At 57.4% G+C, this 15317-nt stretch carries 18 protein-coding genes and 1 tRNA gene; 14 read left to right on the forward strand and 5 right to left on the reverse strand.

Annotation, left to right across the window (positions count from 1 at the left end; translation table 11 throughout):
- The first annotated feature begins 386 nt into the window (after nt 1–386).
- The 4 genes from rpoE to ACA053_RS06725 all read left to right on the forward strand — a co-directional run bounded on the left by rpoE (nt 387) and on the right by ACA053_RS06725 (nt 4161).
- Nucleotides 387–968: an RNA polymerase sigma factor RpoE/AlgU gene (gene rpoE, locus ACA053_RS06710; protein ID WP_007944079.1), complete on the forward strand. Its 582-nt coding sequence runs from the start codon at nt 387–389 to the stop codon at nt 966–968.
- Between the two features lie 30 nt (nt 969–998).
- On the forward strand, nt 999–1586 hold the full coding sequence (locus ACA053_RS06715) for a sigma-E factor negative regulatory protein (RefSeq protein WP_109628396.1): 588 nt from the start codon (nt 999–1001) through the stop codon (nt 1584–1586).
- An 8-nt stretch (nt 1587–1594) separates the two neighbouring features.
- A complete protein-coding gene (locus ACA053_RS06720; protein WP_109628397.1) occupies nt 1595–2551 on the forward strand; it encodes a MucB/RseB C-terminal domain-containing protein in 957 nt (318 codons plus the stop codon).
- A 182-nt stretch (nt 2552–2733) separates the two neighbouring features.
- Nucleotides 2734–4161 carry a DegQ family serine endoprotease gene (locus ACA053_RS06725; RefSeq protein WP_109628398.1) on the forward strand — a complete coding sequence of 476 codons (1428 nt, stop codon included), beginning with the start codon at nt 2734–2736 and terminating at the stop codon, nt 4159–4161.
- A gap of 79 nt (nt 4162–4240) precedes the next feature.
- On the opposite strand, the gene ACA053_RS06730 is transcribed toward ACA053_RS06725, so the two are convergent.
- Complete coding sequence (locus ACA053_RS06730; RefSeq protein WP_497394790.1) at nt 4241–5674, reverse strand: M48 family metalloprotease; 1434 nt, start codon at nt 5672–5674, stop codon at nt 4241–4243.
- Between the two features lie 98 nt (nt 5675–5772).
- Here ACA053_RS06730 and ACA053_RS06735 point away from each other — a divergent pair, with 98 nt between their 5' ends.
- Entirely contained in the window at nt 5773–6012 is a 240-nt protein-coding gene (locus tag ACA053_RS06735; RefSeq protein WP_007898654.1) for a sulfurtransferase TusA family protein, read from the forward strand.
- Between the two features lie 31 nt (nt 6013–6043).
- Nucleotides 6044–7114 (forward strand): AI-2E family transporter, encoded by a 1071-nt coding sequence (locus ACA053_RS06740; RefSeq protein WP_109628400.1) that lies wholly within the window; start codon nt 6044–6046, stop codon nt 7112–7114.
- A gap of 145 nt (nt 7115–7259) precedes the next feature.
- On the opposite strand, the gene ACA053_RS06745 is transcribed toward ACA053_RS06740, so the two are convergent.
- Together ACA053_RS06745 and ACA053_RS06750 are read right to left on the reverse strand one after the other, a co-directional pair.
- Nucleotides 7260–7733, reverse strand: coding sequence for a peroxiredoxin (locus ACA053_RS06745; RefSeq protein WP_497394791.1), 474 nt, complete (start codon nt 7731–7733; stop codon nt 7260–7262).
- Nucleotides 7734–7743: 10 nt separating this feature from the next.
- Nucleotides 7744–8304, reverse strand: a complete 561-nt coding sequence (locus ACA053_RS06750; protein WP_109628402.1) for a glycine cleavage system transcriptional repressor — start codon at nt 8302–8304, stop codon at nt 7744–7746.
- A 328-nt stretch (nt 8305–8632) separates the two neighbouring features.
- On the opposite strand from ACA053_RS06750, the gene dapA reads away from it, so the two are divergent.
- From dapA to ACA053_RS06775, 5 genes are all read left to right on the forward strand, one after another.
- On the forward strand, nt 8633–9511 hold the full coding sequence (gene dapA, locus ACA053_RS06755; RefSeq protein WP_109628404.1) for a 4-hydroxy-tetrahydrodipicolinate synthase: 879 nt from the start codon (nt 8633–8635) through the stop codon (nt 9509–9511).
- Nucleotides 9512–9528: 17 nt separating this feature from the next.
- Nucleotides 9529–10644, forward strand: coding sequence for an NlpB/DapX family lipoprotein (bamC, locus tag ACA053_RS06760; RefSeq protein ID WP_497316217.1), 1116 nt, complete (start codon nt 9529–9531; stop codon nt 10642–10644).
- Nucleotides 10645–10648: 4 nt separating this feature from the next.
- Complete coding sequence (locus ACA053_RS06765; protein ID WP_008153089.1) at nt 10649–11407, forward strand: MBL fold metallo-hydrolase; 759 nt, start codon at nt 10649–10651, stop codon at nt 11405–11407.
- 28 nt (nt 11408–11435) lie between these two features.
- Nucleotides 11436–12149 (forward strand): phosphoribosylaminoimidazolesuccinocarboxamide synthase, encoded by a 714-nt coding sequence (purC, locus tag ACA053_RS06770; RefSeq protein WP_008034929.1) that lies wholly within the window; start codon nt 11436–11438, stop codon nt 12147–12149.
- Nucleotides 12150–12232: 83 nt separating this feature from the next.
- A tRNA-Ser gene (locus ACA053_RS06775) sits at nt 12233–12322 on the forward strand.
- Between the two features lie 133 nt (nt 12323–12455).
- Here the strand turns inward: ACA053_RS06775 and ACA053_RS06780 are convergent.
- On the reverse strand, nt 12456–12746 hold the full coding sequence (locus tag ACA053_RS06780; RefSeq protein ID WP_497394792.1) for a DUF3077 domain-containing protein: 291 nt from the start codon (nt 12744–12746) through the stop codon (nt 12456–12458).
- Nucleotides 12747–13294: 548 nt separating this feature from the next.
- Here ACA053_RS06780 and ACA053_RS06785 point away from each other — a divergent pair.
- From ACA053_RS06785 to ACA053_RS06795, 3 genes are all read left to right on the forward strand, one after another.
- The gene (locus ACA053_RS06785; protein WP_497394793.1) at nt 13295–13618 is read left to right on the forward strand and encodes a hypothetical protein; all 324 of its coding nucleotides are present in this window, start codon (nt 13295–13297) and stop codon (nt 13616–13618) included.
- 248 nt (nt 13619–13866) lie between these two features.
- Complete coding sequence (locus ACA053_RS06790) at nt 13867–14232, forward strand: hypothetical protein (RefSeq protein WP_497316221.1); 366 nt, start codon at nt 13867–13869, stop codon at nt 14230–14232.
- Between the two features lie 23 nt (nt 14233–14255).
- A complete protein-coding gene (locus tag ACA053_RS06795; protein ID WP_162556185.1) occupies nt 14256–14513 on the forward strand; it encodes a hypothetical protein in 258 nt (85 codons plus the stop codon).
- 145 nt (nt 14514–14658) lie between these two features.
- Here the strand turns inward: ACA053_RS06795 and ACA053_RS06800 are convergent, their stop codons facing one another.
- Nucleotides 14659–15258 (reverse strand): cupin domain-containing protein, encoded by a 600-nt coding sequence (locus ACA053_RS06800; RefSeq protein ID WP_497318193.1) that lies wholly within the window; start codon nt 15256–15258, stop codon nt 14659–14661.
- Between the last annotated feature and the right edge of the window lie 59 nt (nt 15259–15317).

Here is a 15317-nt window from a genome sequence, read left to right on the forward strand (position 1 = left end):
ATGTTTTTTCGGCCGGTTCGGTGACTAGGCGACTGTATCAACGATTTAACAGTCTTTTTCTATTCACGGTTGCACAATGTCCCTTTCGTCCGGCTATAAATATTTGGAACTTTTGCCAAAGGCCCAAGATCAATAGACGGTGCCTGAAAAGAAGGACAGTGTCGGTTTCAGGACGGGGCTCGTGGTTTGGCCCTGGCCAGTGAATCCGACAACAAGATTATTCGCGCAGCCGGGTCATGCCGAGCTGCGCTTTTCGTGCGTGCCAAATCAGAGCCCGCAGGAAACTTGCTTGGAGGGGGAGAACTTTTGCGAAAAGCCCGAGTCTATGTTTGCAAGTCTGGTCGTTTAGTTATGCAAGCCTCCTCCGAGCTTATCGAGGAGTGTTCATGCTAACCCAGGAAGAGGATCAGCAGCTCGTCGAGCGCGTTCAGCGCGGCGACAAGCGAGCTTTCGATCTGCTAGTGCTGAAATACCAGCACAAAATTCTCGGGTTGATCGTGCGTTTCGTGCACGACACCCATGAAGCCCAGGATGTGGCACAGGAAGCCTTTATCAAGGCCTACCGCGCACTTGGAAACTTTCGCGGAGACAGCGCGTTTTATACGTGGCTTTACCGCATCGCCATCAACACGGCGAAGAATTATCTGGTTTCACGCGGCCGTCGGCCGCCGGATAGCGATGTCAGTTCCGAAGATGCAGAGTTCTACGATGGCGATCATGGCCTCAAGGATCTCGAGTCGCCAGAGCGCGCATTGCTGCGGGATGAGATCGAAGGCACCGTCCATCGAACCATTCAGCAACTGCCAGAAGATTTGCGTACGGCGTTAACTTTACGTGAATTCGATGGTCTGAGTTACGAGGACATTGCGGCCGTCATGCAATGTCCGGTGGGTACCGTGCGCTCCCGGATTTTCCGCGCTCGGGAGGCCATCGATAAAGCCCTGCAGCCGTTGTTGCAGGAAAACTGAGACAGCGGCGATAGCCAAGAGAGGAACGCCATGAGTCGTGAAGCCCTGCAGGAATCGCTGTCCGCAGTGATGGATAACGAAGCGGACGAACTGGAATTGCGTCGGGTATTGAATGCCTTTGACGATGTTGAAACCCGTGAAACATGGGCTCGTTATCAGATCGCTCGGGCAGTTATGCACAAGGATCTGCTGCTTCCACGTCTGGACATCGCCGCGGCAGTTTCTGCTGCTTTGGCCGACGAAGCCGTACCGGCAAAAACTTCCCGTGGTCCATGGCGCAGCCTGGGTCGTCTGGCTGTCGCTGCTTCGGTGACCGTTGCCGTATTGGCAGGTGTGCGTCTGTACAACCAGGACGAGATCGCGGGTGTCGAACTTGCTCAGCAATCCACTCAACCGGGTCTGGCCGTTCCTCAGGTCAAGGGTCCAGCTGTGTTGGCAGGCTACAATGAGAGTTCGGAAGCCACTGGCCCTATGGCCAACGGCGTATTGCAAGGTCAACCAGGCTGGCACGATCAGCGTCTGCCAGGCTACTTGCGCCAACATGCTCAACAAGCTGCATTGAAAGGTACTGAGAGCGCTCTGCCTTACGCTCGTGCAGCAAGCCTGGAAAACCGTTAAGGAGGATCATGCGCGCCATACCTCTACTTTCGCTTCTGCTCGGTGGCTGGTTTGTTGTTCCAGCCCACGCCGATGAAGCCCAGGACTGGTTAACCCGTCTTGGTCAGGCCGAGCAACAGCAAAGCTTCCACGGCACTTTCGTTTACGAGCGTAACGGTAGTTTTTCTACCCATAACATCTGGCACCGTGTCCAGGATGGCAAGGTCCGCGAGCGTTTACTCCAGCTCGACGGCTCCGCACAGGAAGTCGTGCGCATTGATGGGCATACTCAATGCGTCAGCGGCACCCTGATAGCAGGGCTCGGGGATTCTCCCAACTCCGCTGCTCGTGCACTCGATCCACAAAAGTTAAAGAATTGGTATGAGCTTGCCGTCATTGGCAAGTCGCGTGTGGCTGGGCGTGCGGCAGTGATTGTTTCACTGAAGCCACGTGATCAGCATCGCTACGGTTTTGAACTTCACCTCGATAAAGAAACCGGCTTGCCGCTGAAGTCATTGCTGCTCAATGACAAAGGGCAGTTGCTGGAGCGTTTCCAGTTCACCCAGTTGAATACTGCCAGCGTGCCATCAGACACCGACTTGCAGGCAGGTGAAGATTGCAAGCCTGTCAACCTCGACGGTGACAAGGCTTCTGCGGTCAAGGCTGCCCAGGTTTGGCATTCGGATTGGCTTCCCCCCGGTTTCGAGTTGATCAGCAGTAGCTCCCGCAAGGATCCAGAGACCAAAACCCAGGTCAACAGTCTGATGTACGACGACGGTCTGGCGAGGTTCTCGGTATTCCTCGAGCCACTGAACGGTGCCACCCTCACTGACACCCGCACCCAGTTAGGCCCTACCGTTGCTGTTTCTCGACGCTTGACGACGCCTCAAGGCGAGATGATGGTGACTGTTGTCGGTGAAATTCCAATTGGTACTGCTGAACGGATTGCGCTGTCCATGCGCTCTGATGCCACTGCAACCAAATAGTGAGCTGATATCGAAATGTTTGGTGAACATTTCAATTTGCAAGAAAACCTGAATTTTTCTATAGGTCAGAGCCTCACGGCTCTGGCCTTGTTTTGTTGTTCCCGGAACAAAAATACCGGCGTATCTTTCCCGGTGTTCCTTGCTCCATATCGCTTAACCATGCTCGTCGTAACGGGAGCCGTATGTCGATACCACGCTTGAAGTCTTATCTTTCCATTTTTGCCACCGTGTTGGTGCTCGGTCAGGCGGTCACTGCTCAAGCAGTCGAATTGCCGGACTTCACCCAACTGGTCGAGCAAGCCTCACCCGCGGTGGTGAACATCAGTACCACGCAAAAGCTGCCGGACCGCAGAGTGTCCAGCCAGATGCCCGACCTTGAGGGCTTGCCACCAGCGTTGCGCGAGTTCTTCGAGCGGGGTATGCCGCAGCAGCCACGCTCGCCTCGCGGTGATCGCCAGCGTGAAGCACAGTCCTTGGGTTCGGGCTTTATCATTTCGCCAGACGGCTACATCCTGACCAACAACCACGTGATCGCCGATGCCGACGAAATTCTGGTTCGTCTCTCCGACCGCAGTGAATTGAAAGCCAAGCTGGTCGGTACCGATCCACGTTCCGACGTGGCGTTGCTGAAAATCGAAGGCAAGGATCTGCCAGTCCTGAAACTGGGCAAGTCCCAGGACCTGAAGGCCGGCCAGTGGGTCGTAGCGATCGGTTCGCCGTTCGGTTTCGACCATACCGTGACCCAAGGTATCGTCAGTGCCGTCGGTCGTAGCCTGCCGAACGAAAACTATGTGCCTTTCATCCAGACCGACGTGCCCATCAATCCGGGTAACTCAGGAGGACCGCTGTTCAACCTGGCCGGTGAAGTGGTCGGGATCAACTCGCAGATCTACACCCGTTCCGGTGGCTTCATGGGCGTATCGTTCGCGATCCCTATCGATGTGGCCATGGACGTTTCCAATCAGTTGAAAAGCGGCGGTAAAGTCAGCCGTGGCTGGTTGGGGGTCGTGATCCAGGAAGTGAACAAGGATCTGGCCGAGTCGTTCGGTCTTGAAAAGCCGGCCGGTGCGCTGGTGGCCCAGATCCAGGAAGACGGCCCGGCTGCCAAAGGTGATCTGCAAGTCGGCGACGTGATCCTGACCATGAACGGTCAACCGATCGTCATGTCTGCCGATCTGCCGCACCTGGTGGGCGCACTGAAAGAAGGCGAGAAGGCCAAACTTGAAGTGATTCGCGACGGCAAGCGCAAGAATGTCGAGCTGACGGTTGGCGCGATTCCTGACGAAGGTAAAGAGCTGGACTCGAAACTCAAGTCCGGTGTCGAAACCAATAGCAATCGTCTGGGCGTTGCCGTCGCTGATCTGACTGCCGAGCAGAAGAAAACCTACGATCTCAAAGGTGGTGTGGTGATCAAGGAAGTTCAGGACGGTCCTGCATCGCTCATCGGCTTGCAGCCAAATGATGTGATCACTCACCTGAACAACCAGGCAATCAACGACAGCAAGGAGTTCGCTGAAATCGCCAAGGCACTGCCGAAGAATCGTTCGGTGTCCATGCGGGTTCTGCGTCAAGGTCGTGCCAGCTTCATCACCTTCAAACTGGCTGAATAAACCGGTTGTCGGCTGAATAAGAAACCGCCTCGAAAGAGGCGGTTTTTTTGTGTCTGCGGTTTGTGTTCCGCAAGCAGGGTCAGCCCATCATGTCCTTGACCATGCGCTCCTGCTCCATCAGCTCACGCTGGCGGGCGTCGATACGCGATGACAGCGGGAAGTTGGTGCCAGCCTTGCGCTTGGCGAAGTCCAGTTGCTGAATGGCCTGACGATAGTCGCCAACTAGGGCGAAGTACTCCGCGCGAGCCTGATGCAGGCCGATAATGTTGCCCGACAGACCGCGCGTCTCTGCAACCTGGTACCACACGTCCGGATCGTCCGGGCGCGACTTGAGCAATCCTTCGAGCGCCTTCTCGGCATCGGCGGTGCGGTTCTGTTTGAGCAACAGATCGACACGCACCTGATTCAGCGGATAGTTGCCAGGGTACTGGGTCAGCATCCGGTCAACTCGCGTTTGAGCATCAGGCAGACGATTGTTGGTGATGTCCAGATCGACCTGCGCCAGGTTGTAGATGATCTCGTTCGGTGATTTGGCCAGCAGCAACTTGAGGTTCTCACGCGCTTCATTCAACTGGCCGCCCTTGATCTGGGCGATCGCCAGGCCATACCGAGCGACGTCGCTATTCGGGTTCTCGTCGAGTTGCGCGCGGAAACGCTTGGCACCCAGGCCCGGGGTTTCTTCATAGACCAACTGAACGCGTGCGCGAATCAGCTGATAGCGCATGGTGTCTTCGATGCCGCCCTGTTTCGCCTGTTCGGCGCGGTTGCGGGTGTCGGCGATCCGCGATTCGGTTACCGGGTGAGTCAGCAGGAATTCCGGCGGCTTGGCGTCGAAGCGGTATTGGCGCATCAGTCGCTCGAACATGGTCGGCATCGAACGCGGGTCGTAACCGGCCTTTTCCAGATTGAGGATGCCGATGCGGTCGGCTTCCTGTTCGTTCTGGCGCGAGAAGCGTCGTTGTTCCTGAATCGCCGCCGCCTGAGTGCCGGCAATCGCCGCGATCCCGGCGTCGCCGGCCCCGGCAGCCGCAATGACGATCCCGGCCAGCAGTGCAGCCATCATCGGCACTTGCATGCGCTGTTGCGCTTCAACACCACGGGCAAAGTGACGCTGCGACAAGTGAGCCAATTCGTGCGCCAGTACCGAAGCGTATTCGCCCTCGGTCTGCGCGTTGAGAAACAGACCGCCGTTGACCCCGACAATCCCACCCGGCGCCGCAAAGGCGTTGAGCTGCGGGCTGTTGATCAGGATGAACTCCAGGCGCCGGTCATTGACCTGGCTGGTTTCCACCAGCCGGTAAACGCTGGATTCGACGTAATCCTTGAGCTGCGGATCGTTGAGCTGCGAGACCTGACTGCGCAATAGCGCCAGCCATGCACGGCCCAACTGGTATTCCTGTTGCGGCGAGACAATGGCAGAACTGGCGTCGCCGAGTGACGGCAGGTCGTCGGCGAAGCCCGGTGAGGCGAGCAGGCAAGCGAGCGTCAGCAGGGTAGGGCGCAAAAAAGTCATGCACAAAGCCTTAGTCGACAAAGACCTTACTGTAGCCGGACACTTGGCTTGGGACCAGATATTCTAGGCAACTCCATCCCCTGACCCGGAGCGCTGTAATGACCGACGCTGTAACCCATGACGCCGAACTGGATGCCAGTGGCCTGAATTGCCCATTGCCGTTGCTCAAAGCCAAGCTGGAGCTCAATCGATTGGCCAGTGGCGCGGTGCTCAAGGTGATCGCCACCGATGCGGGCTCCCAGCGCGACTTTCGCACCTTTGCCCGATTAGCCGGTCATACGCTGCTTCGCGAAGAAGATGAGGCGGGTGTTTACCGCTACTGGTTGAAAAAAGCCTGAAACCTGCTGCGTTCATTTCTAAGGATTATTGATGTTCAAGGTGTTACGCGACTGGATTCAGCGCTACTTTTCCGATGAAGAAGCCGTGGTGCTGGCCGTGCTGCTGTTTCTGGCCTTTACCGCTGTGCTCACGTTGGGTGGCATGCTCGCACCGGTGCTCGCGGGGATGGTGCTGGCGTACCTGATGCAAGGCCTGGTCGTGACCCTCGAACGCCTGCGCATGCCGGGCGGGGTGGCAGTGGGGCTGGTCTTCGCCTTGTTCATGGGCGTTTTGCTGGTGTTTATCATTGTCGTAGTGCCGTTGCTCTGGCATCAGTTAATCACGCTGTTCAACGAACTGCCTGGCATGCTCGCCAAGTGGCAATCGCTGCTGTTGCTGCTGCCTGAGCGTTACCCGCATCTGGTCTCGGACGAGCAGGTGTTGCAGGCCATCGAAGTGGCACGCGGCGAGATCGGCAAGTTTGGTCAATGGGCGCTGACGTTCTCGCTGTCGAGCCTGCCGTTGCTGGTGAACATCATGATTTACCTCGTCCTGGTACCGATCCTGGTGTTCTTCTTCCTCAAGGACCGGGAAATGATCGGTCAGTGGGTGCGCGGTTATCTGCCGCGTGAGCGGGCGCTGATTACCCGTGTTGCCCACGAGATGAACCGGCAGATTGCCAACTACATTCGCGGCAAGGTCATCGAGATTTTCATCTGCGGTGGTGTGACGTACATCGGTTTCGTCGTCCTGGGGCTCAACTACGCAGCGCTGCTGGCATTGCTGGTGGGGGTGTCGGTGGTGGTCCCGTATGTCGGGGCGGTCGTGGTGACCGTGCCGGTCCTGCTGATTGCGCTGTTTCAGTGGGGCTGGAGCGATCAGTTCATTTACTTGATGGCGGTCTACGGGATTATCCAGACGCTGGACGGTAACGTGCTGGTGCCGCTGCTGTTTTCGGAAGCGGTGAATTTGCACCCGGTGGCAATTATTTGCGCGGTGCTGTTGTTTGGCGGGTTGTGGGGATTTTGGGGAGTCTTCTTTGCGATTCCGCTGGCGACGCTGTTCAAGGCGGTGCTGGATGCCTGGCCGCGGAAGGAGCCGGTGGTGGCGCCGCTGCTTTAACGGATAACCCAGATTTTTTAGAAAGGCTAAGGGCCTCTTCGCGAGCAAGCCCGCTCCCACATTTAACCGTGTTCTTCCTGTAAGAATGCGATTGAATGTGGGAGCGGGCTTGCCCGCGAAGGCGTCATAACAGGCGCCGATAAACTTAGGCCTTGTTCAACGCCTGTGCCGCCGCCAACACCGCATCCACATGCCCCGGCACTTTCACGCCGCGCCATTCCTGGCGCAGCACGCCGTCCTTATCAATCAGGAATGTGCTGCGATCAACGCCCATGTATTCCTTGCCATACAGCTTCTTCAGCTTGATCACATCAAACAACTGGCACAGCGCTTCTTCCTTGTCGCTGATCAGCTCGAAGGTGAACGCTTGCTTGGCCTTGAAGTTCTCGTGGGATTTGAGGCTGTCGCGCGAAACGCCGAAGACTTCGGTGTTAGCCGCTTTAAAGGCATCAAGCTGATCGCGAAAGCCCTGGCCCTGAGTGGTGCAGCCCGGTGTGCTGTCCTTCGGATAGAAATAAATCACCACTTGCTTGCCTTTAAGGCCCGCGAGGCTGACGGTCTGTCCATTGGTGGCGGGTGCTTCGAAGTCGGTAACCGGTTGGTCGATGGCAACGGCCATGAAAGCTTCCTTACATTGGGTTTTGTGGGCGCCACGGTTCGATCAGTGCGTCCAGGTTCAGCGCGTCGGCGAAATCCAGGAACTGATCGCGCAGCCAGCTGATCTGCACGCCGGCCGGCAAGGTCACGGTAAATGTGGCGTTGAGCATGGTGCCGCCGGTTTGCGGCGCCTGATAGGTATCGCAGGTCAGGTTTTCCAGCTCGACGTTGTGGTCCATGAAGAACTGGCACAGCTCGTTGATGATGTCCGAGCGATAGGCCGAGCTGACATAGGCGACGTAAGGCAGGGCCTGGGGACGATTCTCCAGCGCCGCGCTACGCACCACATTTACGGTGAATGCGTGCTTCTTGGCGAGGCCCGACAGGCTGCCTTCCAGGCGTGCAAGGGCGTCCCAGCTGCCGGAGATCTCGAGGATCAACGCGCTGCACTCGCCATGACGGGTCAGGCGAGAGGTGACCACGGCGCAGCGGTTTTCATGGCTGGCGCGGCACAGGACGTTAGTCAGCTCCATGGGGTTGGCGCCGAGGGCACTGATGACAAGGAATTGTTCGCGAACTGTGGGGGTGGACATGCAGCATTCCTAAAGCGATGAGCGGTCGATACTTTTACGGGCTTTTACTACCGGGGGCGAGCCTGCGGATGCGAATTCAGAAAACCCGGGCCGAAGGTTGCAACGTGCTCCATCAAGGCAGGAGCGAGGGGTGGCAACGCTGGATCGGGGCTTGTGATGCCGAAAATGGAGGCTGAAACCCGGCGTACGAGCTTGTCAGTACCGATCAAAGTCTGAAGGGTAGCGAAAAGCAGCGCCAAGGGGAATGGCAGCAGCGCAGTACTTTGCTTGTACAAGCATCTTGGCGCCAGTACCATTACCGCTCTCTTTTTCCGGCAGGAGCGGTTGCATGATTGCGGGCAGTATGGTGGCACTGGTCACACCCATGGATGCACAAGGTCGTCTCGACTGGGACAGCCTGAGCAAACTGGTGGACTTTCACCTGCAGAACGGCACCCACGCGATCGTGGCGGTCGGCACTACAGGTGAATCGGCCACCCTCGACGTGAACGAGCACATCGAAGTGATTCGTTACGTGGTGAAGCAGGTGGCAGGGCGCATTCCGGTGATCGCCGGGACCGGCGCCAACTCGACGCGCGAAGCGATCGAGCTGACCACCAACGCGAAGACCGCCGGCGCCGATGCTTGCCTGCTGGTCACGCCGTACTACAACAAGCCGACGCAGGAAGGCTTGTACCAGCACTTCAAGGCCATCGCCGAAGCCGTCGACATCCCGCAGATTCTTTATAACGTGCCCGGCCGCACGGCGTGCGACATGCTGGCTGAAACCGTGATCCGCCTGTCGACCGTGAAAAACATCATCGGCATCAAGGAAGCCACCGGCGACCTGACCCGTGCCAAGGCCATCATCGACGGCGTGAGCAAAGACTTCCTGGTGATCTCGGGTGACGACGCCACTGCAGTCGAGCTGATCCTGCTCGGCGGCAAGGGCAACATCTCTGTGACCGCCAACGTTGCTCCGCGTGAAATGAGTGACCTTTGCAACGCGGCCCTGAAAGGCGACGCCGTCACGGCCCGAGCGATTCACGAAAAGCTGATGCCGCTCAATAAAACCCTGTTTATCGAATCCAACCCTATCCCCGTGAAATGGGCACTGCATGAAATGGGCTTGATGCCGGACGGTATCCGTCTGCCGCTCACCTGGCTCAGCGCTGCCTGTCACGAACCGCTGCGGCAGGCCATGCGCCAGTCCGGCGTACTGGTTTAATTGAGGAAGCACTACGCATGAAGCGATTGGCCGGACTTTCCGCACTTGCCTTGATTATCTCCAGCACCAGTGGCTGCGGATGGGTCTGGGGCCCGGAAGGTTATTTCCGTGACCGTGGTAGCGATTACCTGGAAGCGCAACAGACTGCACCTATGCAATTGCCACCGGACGTCAGCACTTCAAAGCGTCTGGACCCGTTGCTGCCGATCCCGCGCAACGTGGCCGATGACTCCGCGAAGGGCGAGTACATCGTGCCGCGTCCGCAGCCGTTGACGGCTGGGGCCGACGCCAGCGCCTACTCCCTGCAGAAGACCGGTGATTCGCGCTGGATCGTCGCCCAGAACCCACCGGCCGAAGTCTGGCCAGTGGCTGTGCAGTTCTTTCAGGACAACGGTTTCCGTCTGGACGACCAGAAGCCGCAGACCGGCGAATTCACCACCACCTGGCAGCATTCCGACGAACTGTCGGCCGCGATGGCCAAGCGCCTGAGCGCCGCCGGTGTCAGCACCGACAGCGAAACCCGCGTTCGGGTGCGTATCGAGCCGGGCGTGCAGCGCAACACCAGTGAAGTCTACGTGGTCAGTGCCGAGCGTCCTGCCGGTAGCACCGCCGACGTGGCCTTCACCAACCGTTCGGTCAACACTGGCCTGGACGCGGCACTGGTCGACGACATGCTCGCAAGCATGAGCCGCATCTCGGAGAAGGGCGGTTCGGTCTCCATGCTGGCTTCGCGTGATTTTGATACGCCAAGTCGCGTCAGCCTGAGCGAAGACGGCAGCGGCAACCCGGTTCTGAACGTCGGCAACGATCTGGATCGTGCTTGGTCGAGCGTCGGTCGTGCGCTGGAGCAGGGCGAATGGCGCGTTGAAGACATCAACCGCAGCCTGGGCCTTTACTACATCAACCTCTCCGAAAAAGCCGAGAAGAAAGACGAGAAGCCTGGCTTCTTCAGCGGCCTGTTCGGCAGCGCGCCGAGCAAGGAAGAAGTTGAAGCCCGTGCCGAGCGTTATCAGGTTCGCCTGAGCAAGGTTGGCGAGAACGTTCAGGTCACCGTCGAGAAAAACATCAACACCGTAGCGCCAGCAGAAGTGGCGCGCAAAGTGTTGAGCGTGATTCAGGACAACTTGGGCTGATCACATGCGTTTTGCCGTTCTCGGCAGCGGTAGCCAAGGGAACGGCACGCTGATAGCCAGCGCTGACACGTATGTATTGGTGGATTGTGGTTTCTCCCTGCGGGAAACCGAAAAACGCCTGCTGCGCCTGGGTGTGAACCCTGCGCAGTTGAGCGCGATACTCGTGACCCACGAACATGCCGACCACGTGCATGGAGTGGGTTTGCTGTCTCGGCGCTACAATCTGCCTGTCTACCTCAGTCGCGGGACCCTGCGCGGGATGCGCAAACCGATTGAACCGGCTGGCCTTCTGGCTGGCGGTGAGCAATTGCAGATCGGCGCACTGAGCATCGGCGTCATTGCCGTGGCCCACGATGCACAGGAACCGACGCAATATGTGTTCAGCGACGGTGAGCGGCGCTTCGGCCTGCTGACTGACCTGGGCTCCTATTGCAACAAGGTGCTGGACGGCTATCGGGACCTCGATGCATTGATGATCGAGTCCAACCATTGCCGTGACATGCTGGCTCGCGGTCACTACCCGTACTTCCTGAAGCAGCGGGTGGGCGGTGAACTGGGACATTTGAACAACCACCAGGCGGCATTCCTGGTGTCTGAGTTGGGCTGGCAAGGCCTGCAACACCTGGTCCTGGCCCATCTGAGCAGCAAGAACAACCTGCCGCAGCTGGCCCGGCAATGTTTTGTCGACACCCTCGGGTGCGACCCGGACTGGCTGCAACTGGCCGATCAAGATTCAGGGCTCGACTGGCGACACATCGCCTAGCCCACCTACTTAGCAAGCGGAGCCCATCATGGAAAAACGTGAAGAACTCTACCGCGGCAAAGCCAAATCGGTTTTCAAGACCGACGACGCTGACCGCTTGATCCTGCTGTTTCGCAACGACACCTCGGCGTTCGACGGCAAGCGCATTGAGCAGCTCGACCGCAAAGGCATGGTGAACAACAAGTTCAACGCCTTCATCATGCAGAAACTCGAAGCCGCCGGCGTGCCGACCCAATTCGACAAACTGCTGGGCGACAACGAATGCCTGGTGAAAAAACTCGACATGATCCCGGTCGAGTGCGTCGTGCGTAACTACGCCGCCGGCAGCCTGGTCAAGCGCCTGGGCGTCGAAGAAGGCATGAAGCTCAACCCTTACACCTTCGAACTGTTCCTGAAGGACGACGCCAAGGGCGATCCGTTCATCAACGAATCCCACGTCGTGGCCTTCGGTTGGGGCACCGCCGAGCAACTGGTTCGCATGAAAGAACTGTCGCTCAAGGTCAACGAAGTCCTGAGTAAACTGTTCGACGACGCCGGCCTGCTGCTGGTCGACTTCAAACTCGAATTCGGCGTCTTCTCCGACGGCTCCATCGTTCTGGGCGACGAATTCAGCCCGGACGGCTGCCGCCTGTGGGACAAGGCCACCGGCAAGAAAATGGACAAGGACCGCTTCCGTCAGGGGCTCGGTGACGTCATCGAAGCCTACGAAGAAGTCGCCAATCGTCTGGGCGTACCGCTTTAACCGACGCAAGCATCTGAAAGCACGGAAAAATTTCGCTTAGGGGGTTCGCTTCCGGCGAAAGTGTTGTTATGATGCGCGCCGTTGGAGAGATGCCAGAGTGGCCGAATGGGACGGATTCGAAATCCGTTGTACCTTCACCGGTACCTAGGGTTCGAATCCCTATCTCTCCGCCATTATTGAATAAGACTAAGCCCCTGAAATCGTTGAAGATTTCAGGGGCTTTTTCGTTTCTGGCGTTTGGTTTAGGGCATTTGAAACGGTGAAGGCCCCGAGAGCTCGGGGCCGATTATTCAGAATGGTTAGCCGCTATTTCTCGGTCTTCTTACCCTTGCTGGTTGGCTTCGGCGAAACCGCTTTCACCACGTCGTCAATCAGCGCTTTACCCATCGCCGTCAAATAGTGCGCGGCCCAGGCATGACGGTCTGTGTCCCTAGAGTACGCAGCGTCCTCTGTGAGCGCCTTGGCCAAGAACAAGAAATCAGAAGCCTGTGCCAATGCAATGCTGACGGGCACGCCCGCGCTGACATGGAACAGGGCATTGTCTGAGCAGTAGATGGGGGTGAAGCCGATTGTTTTTACTTCTGTTGGTTCGGTCATTGATCACCTCCATAGACGCAAAGGTGAATAGGTGACGGACAGCACTGCGCAGAAGGCAGGTGCGTGAGAAGACGTATCTCGGACGGATTTAATTTGTTCATTATCAGTTCCCTTGATTTGAAGAACTGCCACTTCGCTGTCTCAAAAGCGTGGGTGGCAGCGGTGCGTGGTGTGAGACCCGGCAATCAAGGTAACCGGTAGGCCCGAAAGCCTCCCACGCACAGCCGCCATAAAACCTAATCGCTGACGAAAAAAAACGCCGTAATAGGTTCTGTGGCGCTTTGCGCCTTGATTGTCCCCGGGGTCTCACGCCCGGTCGCTGAATGTGCAGCGCCGTCTGGAGAGTATCCCGACAAAGATAGGAGCAACAAGGCGGTAGCTTGCTGAAAAGCACAGTAACGCGCTTCCTTACGCAACTCTCGGATTTTGCCTACAACTTCATCGAGAGTCACCCGGATATTCTGCACCGACCCCACTCCGACATGGCGCATCCCGCTCATTAGCTATCATGCAATAAAGAGCTAAATCACCGGATCGCGGGGAAGAGCATGAACAGATGGCGGCGGCTTTGGTTGATTATCAAGCTGATAGCAGCTGTTGCGGCCTGCGTGGCCGTTGCTGTTCAGGCTTTTCTATACATGCTGGAAAGCTCCGATGCCGTGCAGATTCACCCTTTGAGCATACTGGTTGTCGGGCTGATCTTTGGCTTCATAACTTTCGGGCTGCTTTCACTGATTGAAAGGGGTGTGTCGGGATTGGTGGCCCAGATCATTTCCAAACCTCATGCCGAACCTCAGAGCGATGCCGGTGCAGCGTCGGAACGGCCATTGACCTTTCCAACTGAAGACCCCACTCATCTAAGAAACCTGTGACGCTGACGCTCGTCAGCTTCGAAATAGAATCGCGTGGAAAGGTCTCACAACCATAATTCCGGGCTGACACAAACAAGCGAATCGTCCTACTTCGTACGCGGATACGTCCGAGATTGATCGAAGGTATATTCGTTTTTCAGCGAAGACATCAGTCATGACTTCGTGGTCGAGCAGGTGGCTGGACGTTACGCACCATCTTCTGGTTGATCGGTTAATCGATGATTTATTCCCTCAAGGAGGAGGTAGCGATGTACAGCGGCAGTGAAGAAGGTTTTCAGGGCGATGATCAGACCGGGGTGTCACGAGGCAAGCCAATGCCTGGGGATCTTTATCTGGATACCGGGCGGTTGGCCAATATTTTCAAAGCGCGAATAAAGAATACCGAGTGCCCGTTCTGTGAACATGATGAGTGGGAGTTGCCACTCCAGGTAGGGGCGACGGGTGTAGGGTTGCCTTGGGCGTGTGGCAAAGAGTATTTACGCTCTGGCACGCCGGCGGTGATGCTTAACTGCACTTACTGCGGATTCATTCGCCTGCATTCGCTCAGTGTGCTGGCAGATATCGTCGTCGAAGACGGCAGCAAAACCGTTGCGCTGGAGGTCTGCGATGAGTGAACCTTTTGTGCTGGTAAACCTTGATGAGCATTACCCTGACCGCTTTTCGAGCAACAAAAGAAGTGGCGGGGAAGAACATGGACGAAGACCACCAGGTCCTCCAGGAGAAAACCCATTGGAACCGCGAGTATCCAAACTTGAAACGCATATCGAATGCGTCCGGCGCGACCTCGGTGACCTTCGCACTGATTTTCGTGAGCAGCGGCAAGAAGCTCGAACGGATTTTCGGGAGCACCGCAAAGAAGCTCGAACGGATTTTCGTTTACTGTTCGGCGCGTTGATCACCACGGCGCTGGGCTTGGCAGCCATGATGGGAAAAGGGTTCGGGTGGTTGTAAACGAACGAACAAAAAACCGGCCAGACGCCGGTTTTTTGCAGTGGTCGAGCCACCTGAATCTTTCAAGTACCGAGACGGCGGCCGAATCCTCAAAACGAAGGCGGCGTTATCACCCAAATCACCACAGCGTCCACCTCTCCAGGGTTCCCGTACCGATGGGGCTCCTGGCTCGAAAAGCTGAAACTGTCCCCCTCATTCAGCTGGAAATGCCGCTCCCCAACCCACAGCTCAAAACTCCCCGACAGCAAGTACCCAGCCTCTTCCCCTTCATGGCTATAGCTCTGCTGGCTGTAAGTCCCGGGCGGAAACCGTGAATGCAGCATCTCCAGTTGCCGATTGGGCTGCGGTGTCAGCAGCTGATCCACAATCCCGTCCTCATAGTGGACGCTCATCCGAGTGTGCTTGCGCACCACAACGCCGTTATCTTCAGGCGCCGTATTGCCCTCGCTGGCAAAGAACCACTGAATGGTCACACCCAGGCTACGAGCAATATTGAACAGCGCAGGAATCGACGGATAAGCCAGATTCCGCTCCAGCTGGCTGATATACCCCGCCGTCAGCTCGCTCATCTGCGCCAGTTCCGTCAGGGTCATGCCCCGGCGCTTACGCAACCCACGAATCCGAGTGCCGAGAAAATGCGGTGCTGCCGTGGCGCTGTCCTGTGTGGGCGCGCTGCTGGCAGGCGGCATCTTGCTGCTGTTGCTCATGGCGTGCTCCAAACCGGGGATTCTAAAAGCCCCGGAGTATA

The organism is Pseudomonas sp. LBUM1672 (assembly GCF_059695655.1).